This is a genomic window from Allobosea sp. GW821-FHT10B12 (assembly GCF_059415545.1).
Map to the genome: position 1 here is coordinate 42,011 of NZ_JBWKNL010000002.1, position 19,472 is coordinate 61,482.

The following is a 19,472-nucleotide window of genomic DNA, read 5'->3' on the forward strand; positions in this document are numbered from 1 at the left end:
TTTTATGTTGCGGTGCACAATATGAGGAAGCGCCCCGGTGATGGACCTCTTCATCTGACCTTGGGGGCACAGAACCCGGGCCATTCCGGCTCGTCAGCAGAGGCGGCGCCTGCGAGCGTCGGAGGAACCATGATCCAGCAGTTCGAGACCATCCAGAAGGCTTCCAAAGAGAACGTCGACGCCGCCCTGAAGGCTTTCGGCGCCACTTCGAAGGGCGTGCAGGCTCTCGCCGTCGAGACCACCGACTACGCCAAGAAGTCGTTCGAGGCCGGCACGGCCGCGATCGAGAAGCTTGCCGGCGTCAAGACGCTCGACAAGGCGATCGAGATCCAGTCGGACTACGTCAAGACCGCTTTCGAGGGCTATGTCGCCCAGGTCACCAAGATCGGCGAGCTCTATGCCGCGATCGCCAAGGACGCCTACAAGCCGTTCGAAGGCATCGTCGCCAAGGCCGTCCCGACCCCGGCCAAGTGATTTCGGCAAGCGGCTGACCTCGCTCAGCCGCAGCTGATTCCCAGACGATTTCAAGAAGCCCGGCCTCGGCCGGGCTTCTTTGCGTTTGCACGCTGTGCTTCCGCGATGCGCGTCGCGGCAATGCTGTTGCAACTGGCGGGCGGCTGCCTGCGCCCGTCGCCATTCATCGGATGGCGGTTAGGTGAGCCAGGAGCCGCAATGAGCAGTTCGACGATTGCCGTGGATGCATCGACCGCCATCGAGGCGCCGCCGGCCAGCGAATTTCGCGAGCCGCCACGGGAGGCCTGGTATTGCGTCAGGAGCGCCGGCAGCCTGGCGACGGGCGCGATGGCGAGCGTCACCGTCCTCAGCGAGCAGATCGTCATCGGCCGCACGAAGCTCGGCGAGCTCTTCGCCCTGCGCGACCGCTGCCCTCATCGCGGCGCACCGCTGTCGCAGGGCCAGTTCGATGGTGTCGCGATCACCTGTCCCTTCCATGGCTGGCGATTCGGAGCAGATGGCCGTTGCCGGGCGATGCCGACGCTGGTCGATGGCGACGTCACCGATCCCGGTCAGGTCAAGGTCGGCGATTTCCCGATCCGCGAGAGCGACGGCATCATCTGGCTCTATCTGGGCGCGCGACCGGACCATGCACCGCCGGTGCCTGCGCTGGCGCTTACAGGCAAGACGCGCTGCCGGGTTGCCGTCTCGGTTCTGGTCGAGGCCTCCTACGATCTCAGCGTACTCAGCCTGATCGATCCCGGCCATGTCGGCTATGTCCATAATTCCTGGTGGTGGCGGCCGACTGCGACGGCGCAGGAGAAGATCAAGGATTTCGAGCCGCTGCCCTTCGGTTTCCGGATGAAGGCGCACAAGGCGGCGGCGAACTCGCGCGGCTACCGGCTGCTCGGGCGACCACAGACCGAGGTCGACTTCCTGCTGCCGGGCCAGCGCATCGAGCGGATCCGCATGGGCGAGCGCTCGATTGTCAACGCGACCTTCGCCACGCCGATCGATGCGCGCCGGACGCTGCTCACCAATGTGCTGCTGTCGGACCTGCCGCAGCTGATGCCGCTTTCGCCGCTGATCAGAATGGCGGCGCGAGCCTTCCTGCGCCAGGACCAGCGCATTCTCGAACTCGCGCAGCAGGGGCTCGAGCGCAAGCCGACCATGCTGCTGCTGGGGCAGGCCGACCGGCTGGCGCAATGGTATTTCCGCCTGAAGCGCGACTATGCCACGGCTCGGCGCGAGGGAGCCGCTTTCACCAATGTGCTTACCCCCGAACGGCTGCATTGGCGGACCTGAGGACAACCGCAGCTCGGCAAAGCTCTGGGAAGCCCGGCTATTCCAGCCGGGCTTTTACTTTGTCCGCTTCAAAAAGGTCTCTTGGCTGTGGCCTGCCGCCGGAACGGGCTGGCGAAGCTGGGGAGACGTCTGTAAATTCGAGAGCGAAGCACTATCTTGATGTCAGCCTTCGGGACGGACACCTTGAGCCAAGCAACCACGACGCCGATCGATCAGGACCTGCCAGCCGGCACTGCGCCGAGCGGGAACGCGTCCGGTTTTGCGCCGCGTCTGGCGTCGAAGCCGCGGGCGCCGTCCGGCCCGACCGACAGCGATCGATCCGGTACCGGGACTGCCGTCCTGACCCGGACCCGGACGCGCAAGCCCAATCTCTATCGCGTGCTGATCCTCAATGACGACTACACGCCGATGGAGTTCGTGGTGCACGTTCTGGAGCGGTTCTTCAACAAGGACCGGGCCGAGGCGACGCGCATCATGATGCACGTCCACCAGAACGGCGTCGGCGAATGCGGCGTCTTCACCTACGAGGTCGCGGAGACCAAGGTCACCCTGGTGATGGACCTCGCCCGCAAGCACATGCATCCGCTGCAATGCGTGATGGAGAAAAAGTAGCTTTGAACATCATCCTCTCGAAACTGGATTGGGAGCGCTGACCTTGCCGAGCTTCTCGCGCAGCCTCGAACAGGCGCTTCACCGGGCCCTCGCGCTCGCCAATGAACGCCACCATGAATATGCGACCCTGGAGCACCTGCTGCTGGCGCTGGTCGACGACCAGGACGCCGCCGCGGTGATGCGCGCCTGCAGTGTCGATCTCGACACGCTGCGTCGCAACCTCGTCGACTATATCGACGCCGAACTGACCAACCTGGTCACCGACGGACGTGACGATTCCAAGCCGACCGCCGGCTTCCAGCGCGTGATCCAGCGCGCGGTGATCCATGTCCAGTCGTCCGGCCGTGAGGAGGTGACCGGGGCGAACGTGCTCGTGGCGATGTTCGCCGAGCGCGAGAGCCACGCCGCCTACTTCCTGCAGGAGCAGGACATGACCCGCTACGACGCGGTCAACTACATCAGCCACGGCATCGCCAAGCGCCCCGGCGCGAGCGAGAGCCGGCCCGTGCGCGGCGCCGAGGAGGAGCCGGAGCAGCGCGAACAGCGCAGCGAGCAGGCCCAGGACGGCGAAAAGGACAAGAAGAAAAAGGAAAGCGCGCTCGACGCTTACTGCGTCAACCTCAACCGCAAGGCGAGGGACGGGCGCATCGACCCGCTGATCGGCCGCGAGGCGGAGGTGCAGCGCACCATCCAGATTCTCTGCCGCCGGCAGAAGAACAACCCGCTGCTGGTCGGCGACCCCGGCGTCGGCAAGACCGCGATCGCCGAGGGCCTGGCGCTCAAGATCGTGCGCGGCGAGGTGCCGGAGGTGTTGGAGGACGCGACCGTCTTCTCGCTCGACATGGGCACGCTGCTCGCCGGCACGCGCTATCGCGGCGATTTCGAGGAACGCCTCAAGCAGGTGATGAAGGAGATCGAGCAGCACCCGAAGGCGATCATGTTCATCGACGAGATCCACACGGTGATCGGCGCCGGTGCGACCTCGGGCGGCGCGATGGACGCCTCGAACCTGCTGAAGCCGGCGCTGGCCTCGGGCACGCTGCGCTGCATCGGCTCGACCACCTACAAGGAATACCGCCAGTATTTCGAGAAGGACCGGGCGCTGGTCCGGCGTTTCCAGAAGATCGACGTCAACGAGCCGTCGGTCCCGGACACGATCGAGATCCTGAAGGGGCTGAAGCCCTATTTCGAGGAGTTCCACAAGCTGCGCTACACCAACGACGCCATCAAGGCGGCGGTGGAGCTGTCGGCGCGCTACATCCATGACCGCAAGCTGCCGGACAAGGCGATCGACGTGATCGACGAGACCGGTGCCTCGCAGATGCTGGTGACCGAGGCCAAGCGCAAGAAGACGATCGGCGTCAAGGAGATCGAGGCGGCGGTCGCGACCATGGCGCGCATCCCGGCCAAGACCGTCTCCAAGGACGATGCCGAGGTACTGCGCAATCTCGAGACCACGCTGAAGCGCACCGTCTATGGCCAGGAGAAGGCGATCGAGGCGTTGTCCTCCTCGATCAAGCTCGCCCGCGCCGGCCTGCGCGACGGCGAGAAGCCGATCGGCTGCTACCTCTTCGCCGGCCCGACCGGCGTCGGCAAGACCGAGGTCGCCCGCCAGCTTGCCTCCTCGCTCGGCGTCGAGCTCGTGCGCTTCGACATGTCGGAATACATGGAACGTCACACCGTCTCGCGGCTGATCGGTGCGCCTCCGGGCTATGTCGGCTTCGATCAGGGCGGGCTTTTGACCGACCAGATCGACCAGCATCCGCATTGCGTGCTGCTGCTCGACGAGATCGAGAAGGCCCATCCCGACCTGTTCAACATCCTCCTGCAGGTGATGGACCACGGCAAGCTGACCGACAACAACGGCAAGCAGGTCGATTTCAGGAACGTCATCCTGATCATGACCACGAATGCCGGCGCTGCCGACATGGCCAAGAACGCCTATGGCTTCACCCGCCAGAAGCGCGAGGGCGACGACACCGAGGCGATCAACAAGCTGTTCGCGCCGGAGTTCCGCAACCGGCTCGACGCGACGATCTCGTTCGGCCACCTGCCGAAGACGGTCGTGGCCCGCGTCGTCGACAAGTTCGTGCTGCAGCTCGAGGCGCAGCTCGCCGACCGCAACGTCACCATCGAGCTCTCGGACGAGGCGCGCGAATGGCTGGTCGAGAACGGCTATGACGAGGCGATGGGCGCAAGGCCGATGGCCCGCCTGATCCAGCAGACGATCAAGACGCCGCTGGCCGACGAGGTGCTGTTCGGCCGGCTGAAGAATGGCGGCGCGGTCAAGGTCGTGGTGATCCAGTCCGAAACCGGCATCAAGGTGCTCGGTCTCGAATTTCCCGACGGGCCGGTCAAGCCGAAGCCGGAGAAGGACGTCGCCACTGCTGCGGAGAAGCGCAAGCGCAAGCCGCGCGCCAAGACGCCGGGCAAGGCCAAGGTGGCCACGTCCGGCAGCTCCAAGCGCGGCCCGAAGCCGGATGCCCCGGTCGAGGCGCCCAAGGCGCGCAGCGTCCGTACCGTCCCGAAGGTTCCGCTGACCAAGGCCTGATCCGGTGTTTTTCAAGCGCAAGTCAGAAAGCGTCTGGGCGCAGGAGGGAGAGGTCGCTGCGCAGGCGGCCGCTCCAGCGCCGAAGGAGAAGCTCGGCTGGTTCGAGAAGCGGGCGCGCCGGCGGCGTCGGCGCATCGTCTTCGAGGAAGTGCTGGGCTGGATCCTGGTTCCGGCCTTTCTCTATCTCCTGTATCTCGGCTATCGCGCCGTCGGCGGCGTGCCGAAGGAAGCGATCGACTTCTTCCAGGAGCTGATCGGGCTCGCGATGAAGAGCCTCTGATCCGCCTTGCGCCGAACGCAGGGCGGGCGCGCAGCCTGATGGCTGTCATGCGGCAACCGTAATGCGCTTAAACGAAAGGGCCCGCAGCCGCTGCGGGCCTTTTTTCCTATCGCTCGGTTCGATGGTTCGATCTTCACGCCACCCGCACTTCAGCCGCGGCAGAGCTGTCCCGCCCGGGATTGCGCTGGCAGCCACCGGATGTCGCAGAGCGATGGCGCCGTGACCGAAACAACGGGCAATCAATGGCTGCGGCCATGGGCGCGCGGCTTTCGCGACGCCGTGATGCTGCCGGCCTGGGTGGTCGGATTGTCCCTGATGGGGGTCGGCACGCTGGCGCGCGATGTCGGCTATCCGGTCGAGGCCGCGGTCCTCTCGACGATCCTGGTCTGGGCCGGTCCCTCGCAGGTGCTGTTCTTCGCCTCGATCGCCGCTGGCGCGGCCTGGAGCGCGATCGCGCTCGCCATTGGCTTCGCCTCGCTGCGGTTCCTGCCGATGACCGTGGCGCTGCTGCCGCTGCTGCGCCGGCCGGGGCAAAGCGTGGCCCAGCAGATGCTGATCGCCCATTTCGTCGCCGTTACCGCCTGGGTCGAGGCGCTCCGGCGGCTGCCGCATATCCCACCCGAGCAGCGGGTCGGCTATTTCTTCGGCTTTGCCAATGCGCTGATCGTCGTCAGCTCGCTCTGCACCTATGCGGGCTTCTACCTCGCGGGCATCGTGCCGGCCCCGGTCGCCGCCGGGCTGCTCTGTCTGACGCCGATCTTCTTCCTGTCTTCGATGATCGCGGGGATCCGCGGCCTTGGCGACATGGTCGCGATCGGGCTTGGCCTTGCCCTCGCGCCGGCGGCAGGCTGGGCGATCGGTGGCGGCTTCGACCTGATCGCGAGCGGTGTCGTCGGCGGCAGTATCGCCTTCCTCGTGCAGCGCCGGCGCAAGACGCCGAAGGCGGGCGAATGACGCAGCCGATCGTCTTTCTCGACGGGCCATGGTGGCCCTATCTTGCGCTCGTGCTGTTTGCTGTGCTGCCGACCGAGATCTGGCGCTGGCTCGCGGTCGCCTTCGCGCGGCGTCTCGACGAGCGGTCACCCTGGCTCGAATGGGTGAGACTGGTTGCGACCTCATTGCTGGCCGGCGTTGTCGCCAAGCTGGTGCTGGCGGCCCCAGGAGCGCTCGCCGGCGTGCCGCTGGCGATCCGGCTGGCGGCGCTGGCCGTCGCCGTCACGGTGGTGCTCTTCTATCGGAGCAAGGTGATGCTGGCGGTGATCCTGGGTGAGGTGGTGCTGATCGGCGGCGCCTGGTGGCTGGTCTGACAACCTGGGCGCGAAAGCCGGCCAGATCACAACAAGCAGCCCGGAGGGGCCCCGCGCGTCGTGAGCCGAATCGCAAGGCGGTCCTGGTTTTTTCAAGGAGAGACGGGCTGCCGAGCGGGCGGGTTCGACCTGATCCGCTCCAGCCCCGTTGAGCGAAGCCAATCTGCGAGGGAGCCGTGCCGGGGCATCTCCGGGATGAGCAGCGTCCTTCGTCCATTTCGAGGTGCCTATGAACAAGGTCTATTGCTGGTATCCGAAGCTGCCGAATGTCGGCCACGCGTCCCTCGACATCTCGTTCGGGGCGGGGGGCGGCAAGGCCGAATATGTCAGCTGGTGGCCGCGCGGCCAGGGCGACAAGGGCAATCCCGGCGCCAAGCCGCTGAAACCGGCCGAATGGTTCGGCGCGGCAACGCCGAACTTTGCTCACGATGTGCACGCAGAAGGGCGACAGCCGGACAAGGCGGTCGTCATCGACTGCCTCGACGAGAACCGCATGCGTGCGCAATACCGGGAGATGAAGAAGGACCTGACCTACAACATGACCATCCAGAACTGCGCCTCCGCCGTGGCGAACGTGCTTCTGGCCGGCGGGGCCTGCCTCAGCTTCGACTGCCTGAACTACGCGAAGAAGGCGGTGTGGACACCGGCGGAAACGCTGACCTTCGCGCTGCTGATCAACAGCGAGGCGCGCACGATCAAGGCGGGGATCGCCAAAGGGTTCAAGCCGGTGATGCAGTGGACGATGCCACCCTTCGGCAGCAGCCGCGGCTGGTGAACGAGGAAAGTTCGGCAGCGGTTTTCCTGACAGCGTGCAGGTCCAATCCGGTCACATGAAAAACCCGGCGCGAGCTCTTCGCGCCGGGTTCTTTTTTGTCAGCCGCCGTTCGCTCAGGCGAGGCGGGGGCGTAAGCCCGGCTGGACCGCAGCGCCTGCGCCCTGCTGCGAGCGATACCACTGCGTCACCGCCTCGACGCGGCGGGTGTGGCGCGGATAGTGCGAGACGATCTTCAGGAAGAAGCCGGCGATGCCGGGGACCATCTGCTCCTGGCTCTGGAAGGCGTCGGGGTTCATCTGGGCGTTCAGCCTGGCGCTGCCACAGGCCAGCATCTGCAGGCCGGTGCGGGCGGCCTGGAGATCGCGGGCGACGAAGGCGCCGATGCGGTCGCAGGTCAGCTCGCGGCCGCGGGAATAGGCGGCGCCGAGGAACGGGACGATGTGGCCGGGGAAGCGCAGATAGCTCCAGGGCTCGTCGAGATGGCCGGCGACATGGTGGCCGAGCTCATGGCCGATGACGAAGCGGATCTGCTCGTCATTGTCGGCGTCGAGCAGGGCCGAGGTCAGCCAGATATAGCGCTGGCGGCCGACAAGGCGCAGCGCCATCGCATTCAGCACGCCGCTTGAGTTGTAGACGAAGGTCTGCGGGATCTCGCGCAAGCCGAGCGCGCGGGCGCCGTCCTCGACCATGCGATGAATGTGCGGGAACTGGTCGGGGCCGACCATGACGAAATGGCCGACCATGTAAGCGCGGGTGAGGGCACGCGCCCAGTACGAAACCAGCCAGAAGGTGAAAAAGTAGATCAAAGCGAGCATCGCGGCGTAAAGCTGGCCACGGAGCAGGCTGAGCACGATGAAACCGATCACCAGCGCCCAGATCAGGGTGCCGACGGCGAGCATGATGCTGCCGTAGAGCTTTTCCTTCGAGTGCTTCACTTGGGAAATATCAAAATTCATGGCGCAAGGCTCCTATGCGGATACAAATCAGCTAGCGAGGCTGCCTTTGCCCACATTTGAGCCATAATCGCATCAGTGGTGCGACGAGGAATGGGCTGGCGGCGGTTACTCCGTAGCCAGCGAGATATGGCGGAGCTTGTCGGGATTGCGCACGACATAGATCGCGTGGACGAGTCCGTCGCGGATGTCGAGGGCGGTGGCCTGCAGGGTCTCGCCGCGTTCGAGGCTGAGATAGCCGGGCATGCCGTTGATCAGCACCGGCTTGTAAACAGTGGTCGATTTCTGCTGGCTGATGACCTTGCGGGCGATGCCGGCGAAGAAGCGCAGGACACGGTCGATACCGTGGAGCACGTTCGCGACCGCGAGCACCTTGCCGCCGCCGTCGCTGTGGAAGGCGACATCCTGCGCCAGCAGGGCCTGCAGGTCACTGGTGTCGGCGTTGTGGGAGGCCTTGAAGAAGGCCTCGACGAAGCGCTTCGCCTCGGCCGGGTCGACCTTGTTGCGCGGCGGCATGTCGATGCGGACATGCTCGCGGGCGCGCTTGGCGAGCTGGCGGCAGGCGCTCTCGCTACGATCGATGGTGCGGGCGATCTCGGCGAAGTCCAGCTCGAAGACGTCGTGCAGCAGGAAGGCGGCGCGCTCGAGCGGCGTGAGCCGTTCGAGCGCCAGCATCAGCGCGATCGGGGCGTCGAGCTGGGTGTCGACATCGGATTCCCCGGCGCCGATCTCCTCGACCAGAGGCTCCGGCAGCCAGGCGCCGACATAGAATTCGCGCTTGCTGCGGGCGGATTTCATCTGGTCGAGACAGAGACGCGTGACGGTGCGGGCGAGATAGGCGCGCGGCGCCTCGACCTCGCCCTGCGGGACGTCGCGCCAGCGCAGCCAGGCCTCCTGGACGATGTCTTCGGCATCGCTGACCGAGCCGAGCATGCGATAGGCGAGGCGGGTCAGGAAACGGCGATGCGTCTCGAAGATGTCGTCCGGGGCGGTCATGGTGGTTGCCTCAGGCGGCCGTCGCGTCGGCCTTGGCCGGCCGGTCGTGGGGATGGGCCGAGCGGAAGCCGATGGCGATGCGGTTCCAGGTGTTGATCGCGCCGATCAGCAGAGTGAGCTTCACGGTTTCCTCCGGGCTGAAATGGCGCAGCACCTCCTCATAGGCCTCGTCCGGCGCATGGGTCTGCGAGATCAAGGTCAGCGCATCGGTCCAGGCGAGGGCGGCGCGCTCGCGCGGGGTATAGAGCGCCGACTCGTGCCAGGCGTCGAGCAGGAACAGGCGGGCCGGGCTCTCGCCCTCCTTGATCGCATCGGCAGAGTGCATGTGCAGGCAATAGGCGCAGCCATTGATCTGCGAGGCCCGCATCTTCACCAGATGGATCAGGCTGTGCTCGAGTCCGCTTTCCTTGATCGAGGCTTCGAGCGCGATCATCGGCTTCATGGTGTCGGGGGCGGTGACGTAGGGATTGAGGCGCTTGCTCATGATGGGGCTTTCGTGCTGGGCGGTCAGGCCCGGCACGCTGGCGCCGGGCAGCTGGCAACGAGGTTGAACTCAGGCCGCGGCCTTCTCGCGGCGACGATCATTCGGATGCAGCGTGCGGAAGCCGCAATTGATCCGGTTCCAGAGATTGATCATGCCGATCGCGACCGAGAGGTCGACGCAATCCTTCTCGTCGAAATGCTCGCGCAGTTCGGCGAAGGCCTCGTCGCTCGGGCTACGGTCGACGAGCCGTGTCAGCTCTTCGGTCCAGCGCAGGACGGCGCGCTCGCGCGGGGTGAAGAGCTCGGACTCCTCCCAGGCGCTGAGCAGGGCAATGCGGATCTCGCTCTCGCCGGCCTTGCGCGCGTCGGCGATGTGCATGTGCAGGCAATAGGCGCAGCGGTTGATCTGCGACGCCCGGATCTTCACCAGCTCGAGCAGGCTGTGCTCCAGCTTCGACTGGTTCACGTAGTCCTGCAGGCCGAGCATGGCCTTGTAGGCGTCGGGGGCGGTCTGGAAGCCATTGAGGCGCTGGGTCATCGTCATCTCCATCAGGTGGTGATGAAGACAGGACGAGGCGGCCAGCGCCGGCGTGACATGCTCCTCAAATATTTTTCAGCGCGTCGCGAATTTTTTCTGCCGAGGCCGAAAGCTCGTCCTGGCTCGCCTTGTAGGTGGCGGGCGGGCGCAGCGCGACGCCCTCATGGCGCGGGATGACATGGACGTGCAGGTGGAAGACGACCTGACCGCCGGCGCTTTCGTTGAACTGTTGCACGGTGATGCCGTCGGCGGCGAAGGCCTTCATCCCCGCGCGGGCGATGCGCTGGGCGATTCCCGCGACATAGCCGAGATCGTCCGCATCGATGTCGAGGATGTTGCGGGCCGGGTTCTTCGGGATGACCAGCGTATGGCCGGTCGCACGCGGCATGATGTCGAGGAAGGCCAGCGCCCGATCGTCCTCGTAGACGCGATGGGCTGGCAGTTCGCCGCGCAGGATCTTGGCGAAGATGTTGCTGGGATCATAGGCGGTCATCGCGCAGGTTCCGGTCGTTGGTGGCCAGGGGAGTCAGCTGTCGCCAGCCTTGCGGAAGGGGCTCTCCTGCGCAAGCGCAGCCACTGCAGAGCCGATCTCGCGCCGCTCGCCGGGCAGATAGGCGGCGACGGCGCGGGCAAGGCCGGGATCGGCGAGGAGATGGGCCGAGCGGGTGATCACCGGGCGGTAGCCGCGGGCGAGCTTGTGCTCGCCCTGGGCGCCGGCCTCGACGCGGATGAGCCCATGCGCGATCGCATAGTCGATGGCCTGGTGATAGCAGAGCTCGAAATGCAGGAAGGGGTGGTCCTCGATACAGCCCCAGTTGCGGCCGTAGAGTGTATTGCCGCCGCGGAAGTTGATCGCGCCGGCAATGTTGCGGCCGGCGCGGCGGGCGAGCACCAGCACGACGCGTTCGCCCATGCGCTGCCCGATCTCGGAGAAGAAGCGGCGGTTGAGATAGGGCCGGCCCCATTTGCGCGAGCCGGTGTCCTCGTAGAACGAGTGGAAATCGTCCCAGACGCTCTCGGTGAGGTCCGAGCCGGAGAGCACCGCGACCTCGATGCCGGCTGAGAGCGCTTCGCGGCGCTCGCGTTTCAGCGCCTTGCGCTTGCGCGAGGCGAGCGTGGCGAGGAAGTCGTCATAGCTGCCGAAGCCTTCGTTGCGCCAATGGAACTGGATGTCGTGGCGTTCGAGGAACCCTGCCTCGAGCAGCGCCGCCATGTCCCTGTCCTGCGCGAAGGTGACGTGCACGGACGAGCCGCGGACCTGCTCGCGCAGCGCCTCCAGCCCGGCGATCAGGGCCTCGCGCGCCTCGGCTGCATGCGGTCCGTCTGCAACGAGTAGGCGCGGGCCGGTCGCGGGCGTGAACGGAGCTGCGACCTGGATCTTCGGATAGTAGCGGCCGCCGGCGCGCATATAGGCCTCGGCCCAGCTATGATCGAAGACGTATTCGCCCTGGCTGTGGCCCTTCACGAAGGACGGCGTGGCGGCGATCAGGCGATCATCCGCATCCTCGACCAGGAGATAGGCCGGCGACCAGCCGGTGCGGCCGCCGACGCAGCCGCTCTCTTCCAGAGCGCGCAGAAAAGCGTGCGAAACGAAGGGGTTGTCCGGGTCTGCTTGAGAGATTGAATCCGCTTGCTCGGGTATCGATTCAAGCGGCCGGCCGGCGCCTGGATTGGCGCAGGCGTCCCAGGCCGCGGCCGGGACGCTTTTCAGCGAGGTGGCAACGCGGACCCTGAGAGTGTCGCGTATGCCGGTTTCGCTCAAGGCAGGAAGCCCTCGAAGACCATCTGGTCGGCATGTGCGGCGGCGCGGGCGCGGTCCTCCGGCGTGCGCACCGTCCAGCTCATCAGCGGCAGCCCCAGCGCCTTGCGGCAGAGGAAGGGCGCGGCGCTCGGCAGGTCGGCGACCTTCCAGGAGATGAAATCTGGCCGGCTCTCCTCGAAATGCAGGAGGTTGGCGAGCGCGTGCTTCTGGCCGGCGGAGAGATGGTCGTAGTCGGCGTAGGCATACTCGTTCATCGCGACGATGCCGCGGGCGAAATCCGGGGCGATCTCGCGCAAGGCCGCGACGATCACCGGATCGAAGGATTTCAGCACGATCGGCTGGCCCTTGTGGCCGGCGAGGATCTGCGCGGTCCGCTTCGCCAGCCGCAGATCGCCGTCGAAGCGGCTCTTGACCTCGATCACCAGCGGCGTCTTGCCGCCGATGGCGTCGAGGAAGCCGGTCAGCGTCGGGATGCGGTCGCTGGCGCCCTTCAGTCCGATCTGGGCCAGTTCGACTGCCTTGCGGCCATCGACGCGGCCGCTCTCGGCGGTGAGCCGGTCGAGGACGAAGTCATGGAAGACGATGGCGTCTTCATCCGCACTGAGCTGGACGTCGCATTCGATCGCGAAGTTGCCGGCGATCGCGCCCGCGGCAGCCGAGAGCGAGTTCTCGATCACGCCGCCGGCGGCATCGTGCAAGCCACGATGCGCGATCGGGCGGGCGGTAAGCCAGGCTTCAGCGGCCATCAGGCGATCTCGAACATGGCTTCGACCTCGACGGCGGCGTCGGCCGGCAGGTTGGCGACGCCGACGGTCGAACGGGCATGGCGGCCGGCATCGCCGAGCACCTCGACCATGAAGTCGGAGGCGCCGTTCATGATCGCCGGCAGAGCGGCGAAATGCGGAGTGGCGTTGATGAAGCCGCCGAGGCGCACGCAGCGCTTGATCCGGCCGAGATCGCCGCCGAGCGCGGCCTTGGCCTGGGCGAGGAGGTTGATGGCGCAGAGCTTGGCAGCCTCGAGCCCGGCCTCGTTGAAGATCTCGGCGCCGAGCTTGCCCTTGTGCGCGTCGGCGAGCTTGCCGTCGAGGCCGAAGCAGAGCTGGCCGGAAATGATCAAGAGATTGCCGGTGATGACATAGGGCACGTAGTTCGCGACCGGCGCGGCCGGGGCGGGCAGGGTGATGCCGAGGGCGGCGAGCTTGGTGTCGATGGCGTTCATGATGAGAGGCTCCCGGCCTGCGCTGGACAGGAGCCTTTCATCGCCGATGGCAGGCAAGCTCGCAAGCGCGGTGCGACTTGGCCGATGCGCCTGCCGGGCAGGACAGGTCAGGCGGCGTCGGAACGTTTCGCCAGATAACGCTCGGCCGGTGTGTTGCGCGAGAGATTGGGGCCGAGCGCCAGCCGCGCCGCCGTATAGCGCTCGAAATCGGCCGCGTCCGGCAGCGAGGGAATGGTGATGAACTCGCCCTGGTCGAAGCCGGCGAGCGCCGCATCGACCATGTCGTCGACCTCCATGATCATTTCGGGCGGGAAGCCGTCGACGTTGACGCCGGCCCGGGCCCAGATCTCGGTGCGGGTGGCGCCCGGCAATACGGCCTGGACGCGGACGCCGGCCGCCTCGAGCTCCTTCTGCAAGGAGATGCTGAGGTTCAGCACATAGGCCTTGGTGCCGCTATAGCTGCCGTTGAACAGCTCCGGCGCCAGGGCCAGCACCGAGGCGATGTTGACGATCGCCCCGGTATTGCGGGTCACGAAGTTGCGAGCTGCCGCTGCGGCCAGACGCGTCGGGGCGATGACGTTGAGCTCGAGCATGGTCTGGAAGCGCTCGATATCGCCTTCGACCAGGGTGCCGGAGACGGACATGCCGGCATTGTTGACCAGCAGGGTCAGGCTCTGGTCGTCGCGCAGACGCTGCTCGACCTGAGCGAGTTCCGCCTTCGCCGTCAGGTCGGCCTTGAACCATTCGACCTTGCGGCCGGTCTCTGCACGAAGGCGCTCCGCCAGCGCGGCAAGGCGGGCCTCGTCACGGGCGACGAGGACGAGATCATAGCCACGGCGGGCCAGTCGGTCGGCGTAGACGGCGCCGATCCCGGTGGATGCGCCGGTGATGAGGGCGGTGCCGAGCTGCTGCGTAGCCATGTCCAACTCCTGTTCGATTTCGCTGTCGATTTTTTCATGATGATCATCATGATTGAATTTACATGATCAACATCATATAAAGAGTCAAGAGGTTGAACTGCCGATTTTCGAAGGAGCGGATCGATGCGGGTGAGCCGCGAACAGATGGCGGAGAACCGCGAGCGCATTCTCGACACGGCAGCGACCCTGTTTCGCGAGCGCGGCTTCGACGGGGTCGGCGTCGCCGATGTGATGAAGGCGGTCGGCCTGACCCATGGCGGCTTCTATGGGCACTTCTCGTCGAAGGACGACCTCGCCGCCCAGGCGCTCGGACGCGCCTTCGGCAACGCCAATCAGTGGCTGGAGGAGGCCAAGGCGGCGGAGCCGGAGGCGCCGCTGCAGGCGATTGCCAGCCGTTATCTCTCGCCGCTGCACCGCGACGACCCCGGTCATGGCTGCCCGGTGGCGGCGCTGGGTTGCGACATTGCGCGCCAAGGCGAAGCCTCACGTCAGGCTGCGACGCAGGGGGCGCGCGCGGCGATCGCGAGTTTGTCATCCGCCATGCCGGGGAGGAGCGACGAGGAGCGGCGGGCGAATGCCCTCGCGAGCTACGCGACGCTCATCGGTGCGCTGGTCTTGTCCCGCATGGTCGAGGACGAGGAGCTCTCGGAAGAGGTGCTCACTGCGGCCAGGGCTGCACTTCGGTCGACGAGCGGGTGACCGCCACAAGGCGCGGCGTCGCCCCGCCTTGTTTGCGCCATTGCCGCAATGCACCTAGATTTGAAGGGCTGCAGTTCGCCCCGGCTAAGAGCGCGAATCGAGGATCGGCATGAAGACGTATCGCGGCGGGATCGCAGGCCTGGCGGTGATGGCGGCGACGGGGGCCTGGGCGCAGACCCCGGCTTCGGCGGAGCGCGTCGTGCTCGTGCCGCACCGGGCGGTCTATGATCTCGTGCTCGACGACGGCAAGCCCTCGCGTGACATCACCACGGCGCGCGGCCGCATCGCCTTCGACTTCTCTGGTGATGCCTGCGACGGCTATGCGCTCTCCTTCCGCCAGGTCACCGAGCTGACCAGCGAAGCCGGCCCGCGCGTGATCGATGCGCGCACCACCAGCTTCGAGGAGGGCGATGCCAAGAGCTATCGCTTCAAGACCGAGAGCTCGGCTGCCGGTGCGCCGGCCGATGTCGTCGACGGCACGGCGAAGAAGGGCGAGGCCGGCTACGAGGTGAGCTTGCGCGCGCCCAAGGCCGAGACGCATCGCGAGGCCAGCGCTGCGATGTTCCCGAACGAGCAGATGAAGGCGGTGATCCAGGCGGCGCGCGAGGGCAAGAACACCTTCAATGTCCGCCTCTATGACGGCGCCAATAGCGGCAAGGACGTCTACGACACGCTGTCGGTGATCGGCCGCAAGATCACGACGCCGGCCGCCGAAGCGCCGCTGCGCAAGCCGGAATTCGAGAAGCTCGCGCGCTGGCCGGTGACGATCTCCTATTTCAAGGTCGGTTCGGGCGAGAGCACGCCGGCTTACACCGTTTCCTTCGAGCTCTATGAGAACGGCGTCACCGGCGCGATCCGGCTCGATTACGGCTCGTTCGCGCTGCGCGGCACGCTCACGCGTCTGGATCTGCTTCCGGCGAGCGACTGCTCGAAGTAGTCGTACTCGACGTCGTCTTGCGCCGCGTATCGCGCAAAGACAGGCCCTTCTCGATCGCGGCATCGCCGAACTTGGCGCGGACCTTGTCGAGGGCGGATTCCATCGCCTTCAGCTTTGGCGTCTGCTGGTCGGCGAGATCACCGCGATCGGCCTCGGCCGGATCGAAGAAGTCGCTCATGCCGATGCCGATCAGGCGGTAGCGAGGCCCGGTGCATTCGCGCGTGAGCAGGTCGCGCCCGGCGGAAAAGAGGCGGGCAGCGAGCTGGCTCGGCTCGGGCAGGCGGGCGGCGCGGGTGATGATGTGGAAATCGTGGGTCTTGAGCTTGAGGGTGACGGTGCGCCCGGCCAGTTCCTGCGCCTTCAGTCGCCGCGAGGTCCTCTCGCAGAGCCGCCACAGGATCGGCTCCAGCTCCTCGAAGCGGGCGAGGTCGACGTCGAGCGTCGTCTCGGATGAGACGGTCTTGGCCTCGTGCTCGACCGTGACCTTGCGCGGGTCGATGCCGAGGGCGAGATTCCTGAGGCGCGGCCCGTCCTTGCCGACCAGGCGATAGAGCGTCGCGATCTCGGCCTTGGCGAGGTCACCGATGGTGCGAAAGCCCGATTGGGCGAGCTTGGCCGCGCCGGCCTGGCCGATGCCCGGGATCATGCCGACGGGCTTCTGGGCGAGGAAGGCGACGGCCTCGGCCTGGCCGATGATCGAAAAGCCGCGCGGCTTGTCGAGGTCGGAGGCGACCTTGGCGAGGAACTTGGCGTAGGACAGCCCGACCGAGATGGTGATGCCGATCTCGTCCTCGATCCGGCGCTGGAAGCGGGCGAGGGTCAGCGCCGGGCTGGCATGGTGGAGCCGCTCGGTGCCGCCGAGGTCGAGGAAGGCCTCGTCGATCGAGAGCGGCTCGACCAATGGCGTCAATTCCTGCATCAGCTTGCGGACCTGGCGGCCGACGGCGACGTATTTCGCCATGTCCGGCTTGATCACGACTGCCTCGGGGCAGGCCTTCAGCGCCTTGAACATCGGCATGGCCGAGCGCACGCCCGACATGCGGGCGATGTAGCAGCAGGTCGAGACCACGCCGCGCTTGCCGCCGCCGACGATCACCGGCTTGTCGAGCAGCGAGGGATCGTCGCGCTTTTCGATCGCGGCGTAGAAGGCGTCGCAGTCGATATGGGCCAGGTGCAGGCTGTCGCGCTCGGCATGGCGCAAGAGTCTCGGCGAGCCGCAGGCCGGGCAGCGCCGCACCGGAGCGCGGGCTTCGTCATGATCCTGCAGGCAGTCGCGGCAGAGCGCCCGGGCAGAGACGGCAATGCCGACCTCTCCGCTCACGGCTCGTAGGCTTCGGGTGGGCCGGCGAGGATTTCGCGCGCATGCCCGACAATCTCGGGATTCAGGCTCAAGTTTCCGGCAAACTCGAGCAGCAGCGAATCGCTGGCGCAGAGATGGTCGAGCACGCCGAGCAGGAAGCCGGGCTCCTGTGCTGCGCTGCGCAGGGTAGTGGGGCCGAGACCGGTCGCGGCCAGGAACGGCTCCAGGCGCTCCGGTTCGGAGGCCAGGAAGGCGAGCGCCTTGAGCGCGAGCGTCTCGGCTTCCTCGCTGGTGATCGGGTGCGGCATGGCGTTCTTAAGACCGGCGATTCTGGTTTCAGGTTTGCGTTTCGTCAACTGCTCCCATGTTAAGCCTAGCACTGAACACGGCCGACGGCCTGGAGAATCCGATCCTGCGGATGACCGGGGCTGTACGGACTGGGGGATAGATGAAGAAGACGGTTCTGATCGTCGAGGATAACGAGCTCAACATGAAGCTCTTCAACGACCTGTTGGAGGCCCATGGCTACGCGACGCTCAAGACGGCCGACGGCATCGAGGCGATCGAGCTGGCGCGCACGCACCGTCCCGACCTGATCCTGATGGACATCCAGCTGCCGGAGGTCTCCGGGCTGGAGGTGACGAAATGGATCAAGGAGGACGATGCGCTGAAGTCGATCCCCGTGATCGCAGTCACCGCCTTTGCGATGAAGGGCGACGAGGAGCGGATCCGGGAGGGCGGCTGCGAGGCCTATATCTCGAAGCCGATCTCGGTCGGCAAGTTCCTCGAGACTGTTCGCGCCTATGTCGGCACGGCCTGAAGGGAAGCGCTGAACCATGTCAGCCCGGGTCCTGGTCGTCGACGATACGCCCGCAAATGTGAAGCTGCTCGAAGCCAAGCTGGGCGCCGAGTATTTTGATGTCGTCACCGCAACGAACGGGGTCGAGGCGCTGGCGATCTGCGAGCGTGGCGAAGCGGATATCGTCCTGCTCGACGTGATGATGCCCGGTATGAACGGCTTCGAGGTCTGCCGCCGGCTGAAGAACAGCGCGACCACGGCCCATATCCCGGTGGTCATGGTGACGGCGCTCGACCAGCCCAGCGACCGGCTGAAGGGGCTCGATGCCGGCGCCGACGACTTCCTGACCAAGCCGATCGACGATACCGCGCTGTTCGCCCGCGTGCGCAGCCTGGTGCGATTGAAATCAGTGACCGACGAATTGCGTCAGCGCGCACTTGCCTCGCGCCAGCTCGGCATCGCCGATCCGCTGGCTGCGGCGGCTGCTGAGACCGGGCTCAACGGTCGTGTCCTCCTGATCGAGGATCGGCCCCTGATCGCCCAGCGCCTCGTCCAGGCGCTTTCGGCCTTCCATTCGATCGAGACCGAGACCGATGCGCAGGTCGCGCTCACGCGCGCCGCCGAGGGCGATTTCGAGATCGTGCTGGTCAGTCTCGATCTCCAGAATTACGACGGCCTGAGGCTGTGCAGCCAGCTGCGCTCGCTCGAGCGGACCCGCAACCTGTCGGTGCTCCTGCTCGGCGAGGCTGAGGACCGGGCCCGGGTTCTGCGCGGGCTCGAGATCGGCGCGCACGACTTCCTGGTCCGGCCGATCGACCGCAACGAGTTGCTGGCGCGAGCGCGGACCCTGGTCCGCCGCAAGCGTTTCGCCGAGCGGCTGCGCGACAGCGTGCAGTCCTCGATGGAAATGGCGGTGATGGACCAGCTCACCGGGCTGCACAATCGCCGCTATCTCGACAGCCGGCTTGCGGTGCTGTTCGACGAGTCGGCGCTGCGGGCGAGGGCGCTCTCGCTGCTGGTGCTCGATGTCGACCGCTTCAAGGTGGTCAACGACAGCTGGGGCCACGATGCCGGCGATGAGGTGCTGCGCGAGTTCGCCGACCGGATCCGTGCCTGCACGCGCGGCATCGACCTGGTGGCGCGCATGGGCGGCGAGGAGATCGTCGTCGTGCTGCCCGACACCGCGCTCGATGCGGCGCGAGCAGTGGCCGAGCGCATCCGGGAACGGGTAGAGGGCGAGCCCTTTCAGATCCAGCGCGGACAGAGATCGATCACCGTGACGGTGTCGATCGGCGTCGCCAGCCGGCGGGCGGGCGATGCCGGGCCGGTGGAGATGATGAAGCGGGCTGACGAGGCGGTCTACCGGGCCAAGGCAGCCGGCCGAAATCGCGTCATCGTCGCCAGCGCCGCCTAAAGGGCTCCGGGGTGGGCTGGTAAGGTTTCCAAGTAGGGTTAAGTTTCGATGAAGATTGGTGAATCAATCAGATTCGATTGATTCGGAAGGGCTTCCACGTAGGGTGATTTCCAAGAGAACGGCTGCCAAGCAGCCGTCCGGAACGCCCCTCGGCAGCCCAGGTTCCGCC

At 66.3% G+C, this 19,472-nt stretch carries 23 protein-coding genes; 12 read left to right on the plus strand and 11 right to left on the minus strand.

The annotated features are described in order from the left end of the window. The first annotated feature begins 129 nt into the window (after positions 1–129). The 8 genes from AC07O0_RS05420 to AC07O0_RS05455 all read left to right on the plus strand — a co-directional run bounded on the left by AC07O0_RS05420 (position 130) and on the right by AC07O0_RS05455 (position 7,283). Entirely contained in the window at positions 130–474 is a 345-nt protein-coding gene (locus tag AC07O0_RS05420; protein WP_038118787.1) for a phasin family protein, read from the plus strand. Positions 475–672: 198 nt separating this feature from the next. After that, entirely contained in the window at positions 673–1,758 is a 1,086-nt protein-coding gene (locus AC07O0_RS05425) for a Rieske 2Fe-2S domain-containing protein (protein WP_494620765.1), read from the plus strand. Positions 1,759–2,028: 270 nt separating this feature from the next. Next, positions 2,029–2,370 carry an ATP-dependent Clp protease adapter ClpS gene (clpS, locus tag AC07O0_RS05430; RefSeq protein ID WP_454028037.1) on the plus strand — a complete coding sequence of 114 codons (342 nt, stop codon included), beginning with the start codon at positions 2,029–2,031 and terminating at the stop codon, positions 2,368–2,370. 43 nt (positions 2,371–2,413) lie between these two features. Beyond that, complete coding sequence (gene clpA / locus AC07O0_RS05435; protein ID WP_494620767.1) at positions 2,414–4,921, plus strand: ATP-dependent Clp protease ATP-binding subunit ClpA; 2,508 nt, start codon at positions 2,414–2,416, stop codon at positions 4,919–4,921. A 4-nt stretch (positions 4,922–4,925) separates the two neighbouring features. Then, complete coding sequence (locus tag AC07O0_RS05440) at positions 4,926–5,201, plus strand: hypothetical protein (RefSeq protein WP_494620769.1); 276 nt, start codon at positions 4,926–4,928, stop codon at positions 5,199–5,201. 219 nt (positions 5,202–5,420) lie between these two features. Then, positions 5,421–6,155 carry an AzlC family ABC transporter permease gene (locus tag AC07O0_RS05445; RefSeq protein WP_494620771.1) on the plus strand — a complete coding sequence of 245 codons (735 nt, stop codon included), beginning with the start codon at positions 5,421–5,423 and terminating at the stop codon, positions 6,153–6,155. After that, entirely contained in the window at positions 6,152–6,508 is a 357-nt protein-coding gene (locus AC07O0_RS05450; protein ID WP_494620773.1) for an AzlD domain-containing protein, read from the plus strand. Before AC07O0_RS05445 ends, AC07O0_RS05450 begins: the two co-directional genes overlap by 4 nt. Before the next feature lie 229 nt (positions 6,509–6,737). Continuing rightward, positions 6,738–7,283, plus strand: coding sequence for a hypothetical protein (locus AC07O0_RS05455; RefSeq protein ID WP_494620775.1), 546 nt, complete (start codon positions 6,738–6,740; stop codon positions 7,281–7,283). A 113-nt stretch (positions 7,284–7,396) separates the two neighbouring features. Here AC07O0_RS05455 and AC07O0_RS05460 read toward each other — a convergent pair whose 3' ends face one another. From AC07O0_RS05460 to AC07O0_RS05500, 9 genes are all read right to left on the minus strand, one after another. Beyond that, the gene (locus AC07O0_RS05460; RefSeq protein ID WP_494620777.1) at positions 7,397–8,239 is read right to left on the minus strand and encodes a M48 family metallopeptidase; all 843 of its coding nucleotides are present in this window, start codon (positions 8,237–8,239) and stop codon (positions 7,397–7,399) included. Positions 8,240–8,344: 105 nt separating this feature from the next. Next, on the minus strand, positions 8,345–9,232 hold the full coding sequence (locus AC07O0_RS05465; protein WP_494620779.1) for a sigma-70 family RNA polymerase sigma factor: 888 nt from the start codon (positions 9,230–9,232) through the stop codon (positions 8,345–8,347). Between the two features lie 10 nt (positions 9,233–9,242). Further along, the gene (locus AC07O0_RS05470; RefSeq protein WP_494620781.1) at positions 9,243–9,716 is read right to left on the minus strand and encodes a carboxymuconolactone decarboxylase family protein; all 474 of its coding nucleotides are present in this window, start codon (positions 9,714–9,716) and stop codon (positions 9,243–9,245) included. Between the two features lie 69 nt (positions 9,717–9,785). Beyond that, entirely contained in the window at positions 9,786–10,253 is a 468-nt protein-coding gene (locus AC07O0_RS05475) for a carboxymuconolactone decarboxylase family protein (protein WP_100959637.1), read from the minus strand. 64 nt (positions 10,254–10,317) lie between these two features. Continuing rightward, complete coding sequence (locus AC07O0_RS05480; RefSeq protein WP_494620783.1) at positions 10,318–10,746, minus strand: HIT family protein; 429 nt, start codon at positions 10,744–10,746, stop codon at positions 10,318–10,320. 33 nt (positions 10,747–10,779) lie between these two features. After that, the gene (locus tag AC07O0_RS05485) at positions 10,780–12,000 is read right to left on the minus strand and encodes a GNAT family N-acetyltransferase (RefSeq protein ID WP_494622350.1); all 1,221 of its coding nucleotides are present in this window, start codon (positions 11,998–12,000) and stop codon (positions 10,780–10,782) included. 11 nt (positions 12,001–12,011) lie between these two features. Continuing rightward, the gene (locus AC07O0_RS05490; RefSeq protein WP_494620785.1) at positions 12,012–12,761 is read right to left on the minus strand and encodes a glycerophosphodiester phosphodiesterase family protein; all 750 of its coding nucleotides are present in this window, start codon (positions 12,759–12,761) and stop codon (positions 12,012–12,014) included. Then, positions 12,761–13,234 (minus strand): RidA family protein, encoded by a 474-nt coding sequence (locus tag AC07O0_RS05495; protein WP_494620787.1) that lies wholly within the window; start codon positions 13,232–13,234, stop codon positions 12,761–12,763. Before AC07O0_RS05495 ends, AC07O0_RS05490 begins: the two co-directional genes overlap by 1 nt. A gap of 107 nt (positions 13,235–13,341) precedes the next feature. Further along, entirely contained in the window at positions 13,342–14,154 is an 813-nt protein-coding gene (locus tag AC07O0_RS05500) for an SDR family NAD(P)-dependent oxidoreductase (RefSeq protein ID WP_494620788.1), read from the minus strand. Positions 14,155–14,277: 123 nt separating this feature from the next. Here AC07O0_RS05500 and AC07O0_RS05505 point away from each other — a divergent pair, with 123 nt between their 5' ends. Together AC07O0_RS05505 and AC07O0_RS05510 are read left to right on the plus strand one after the other, a co-directional pair. Further along, positions 14,278–14,853 (plus strand): TetR/AcrR family transcriptional regulator, encoded by a 576-nt coding sequence (locus tag AC07O0_RS05505; RefSeq protein WP_494620790.1) that lies wholly within the window; start codon positions 14,278–14,280, stop codon positions 14,851–14,853. A 109-nt stretch (positions 14,854–14,962) separates the two neighbouring features. Next, a complete protein-coding gene (locus AC07O0_RS05510; protein WP_494620791.1) occupies positions 14,963–15,790 on the plus strand; it encodes a cell envelope integrity EipB family protein in 828 nt (275 codons plus the stop codon). On the opposite strand, the gene AC07O0_RS05515 is transcribed toward AC07O0_RS05510, so the two are convergent. Continuing rightward, entirely contained in the window at positions 15,747–17,111 is a 1,365-nt protein-coding gene (locus AC07O0_RS05515; RefSeq protein ID WP_494620793.1) for a DNA polymerase IV, read from the minus strand. The two genes, AC07O0_RS05510 and AC07O0_RS05515, sit on opposite strands and share 44 nt — an antisense overlap. Beyond that, positions 17,108–17,398, minus strand: coding sequence for a DUF3572 domain-containing protein (locus AC07O0_RS05520; RefSeq protein ID WP_494620794.1), 291 nt, complete (start codon positions 17,396–17,398; stop codon positions 17,108–17,110). The genes AC07O0_RS05515 and AC07O0_RS05520 overlap by 4 nt, the downstream gene beginning before the upstream one ends. A gap of 140 nt (positions 17,399–17,538) precedes the next feature. On the opposite strand from AC07O0_RS05520, the gene AC07O0_RS05525 reads away from it, so the two are divergent. Both AC07O0_RS05525 and AC07O0_RS05530 read left to right on the plus strand, forming a co-directional pair. Next, the gene (locus AC07O0_RS05525; protein WP_454027948.1) at positions 17,539–17,910 is read left to right on the plus strand and encodes a response regulator; all 372 of its coding nucleotides are present in this window, start codon (positions 17,539–17,541) and stop codon (positions 17,908–17,910) included. Between the two features lie 16 nt (positions 17,911–17,926). Beyond that, positions 17,927–19,303, plus strand: a complete 1,377-nt coding sequence (locus tag AC07O0_RS05530; RefSeq protein ID WP_494620796.1) for a PleD family two-component system response regulator — start codon at positions 17,927–17,929, stop codon at positions 19,301–19,303. Positions 19,304–19,472: the final 169 nt, after the last annotated feature.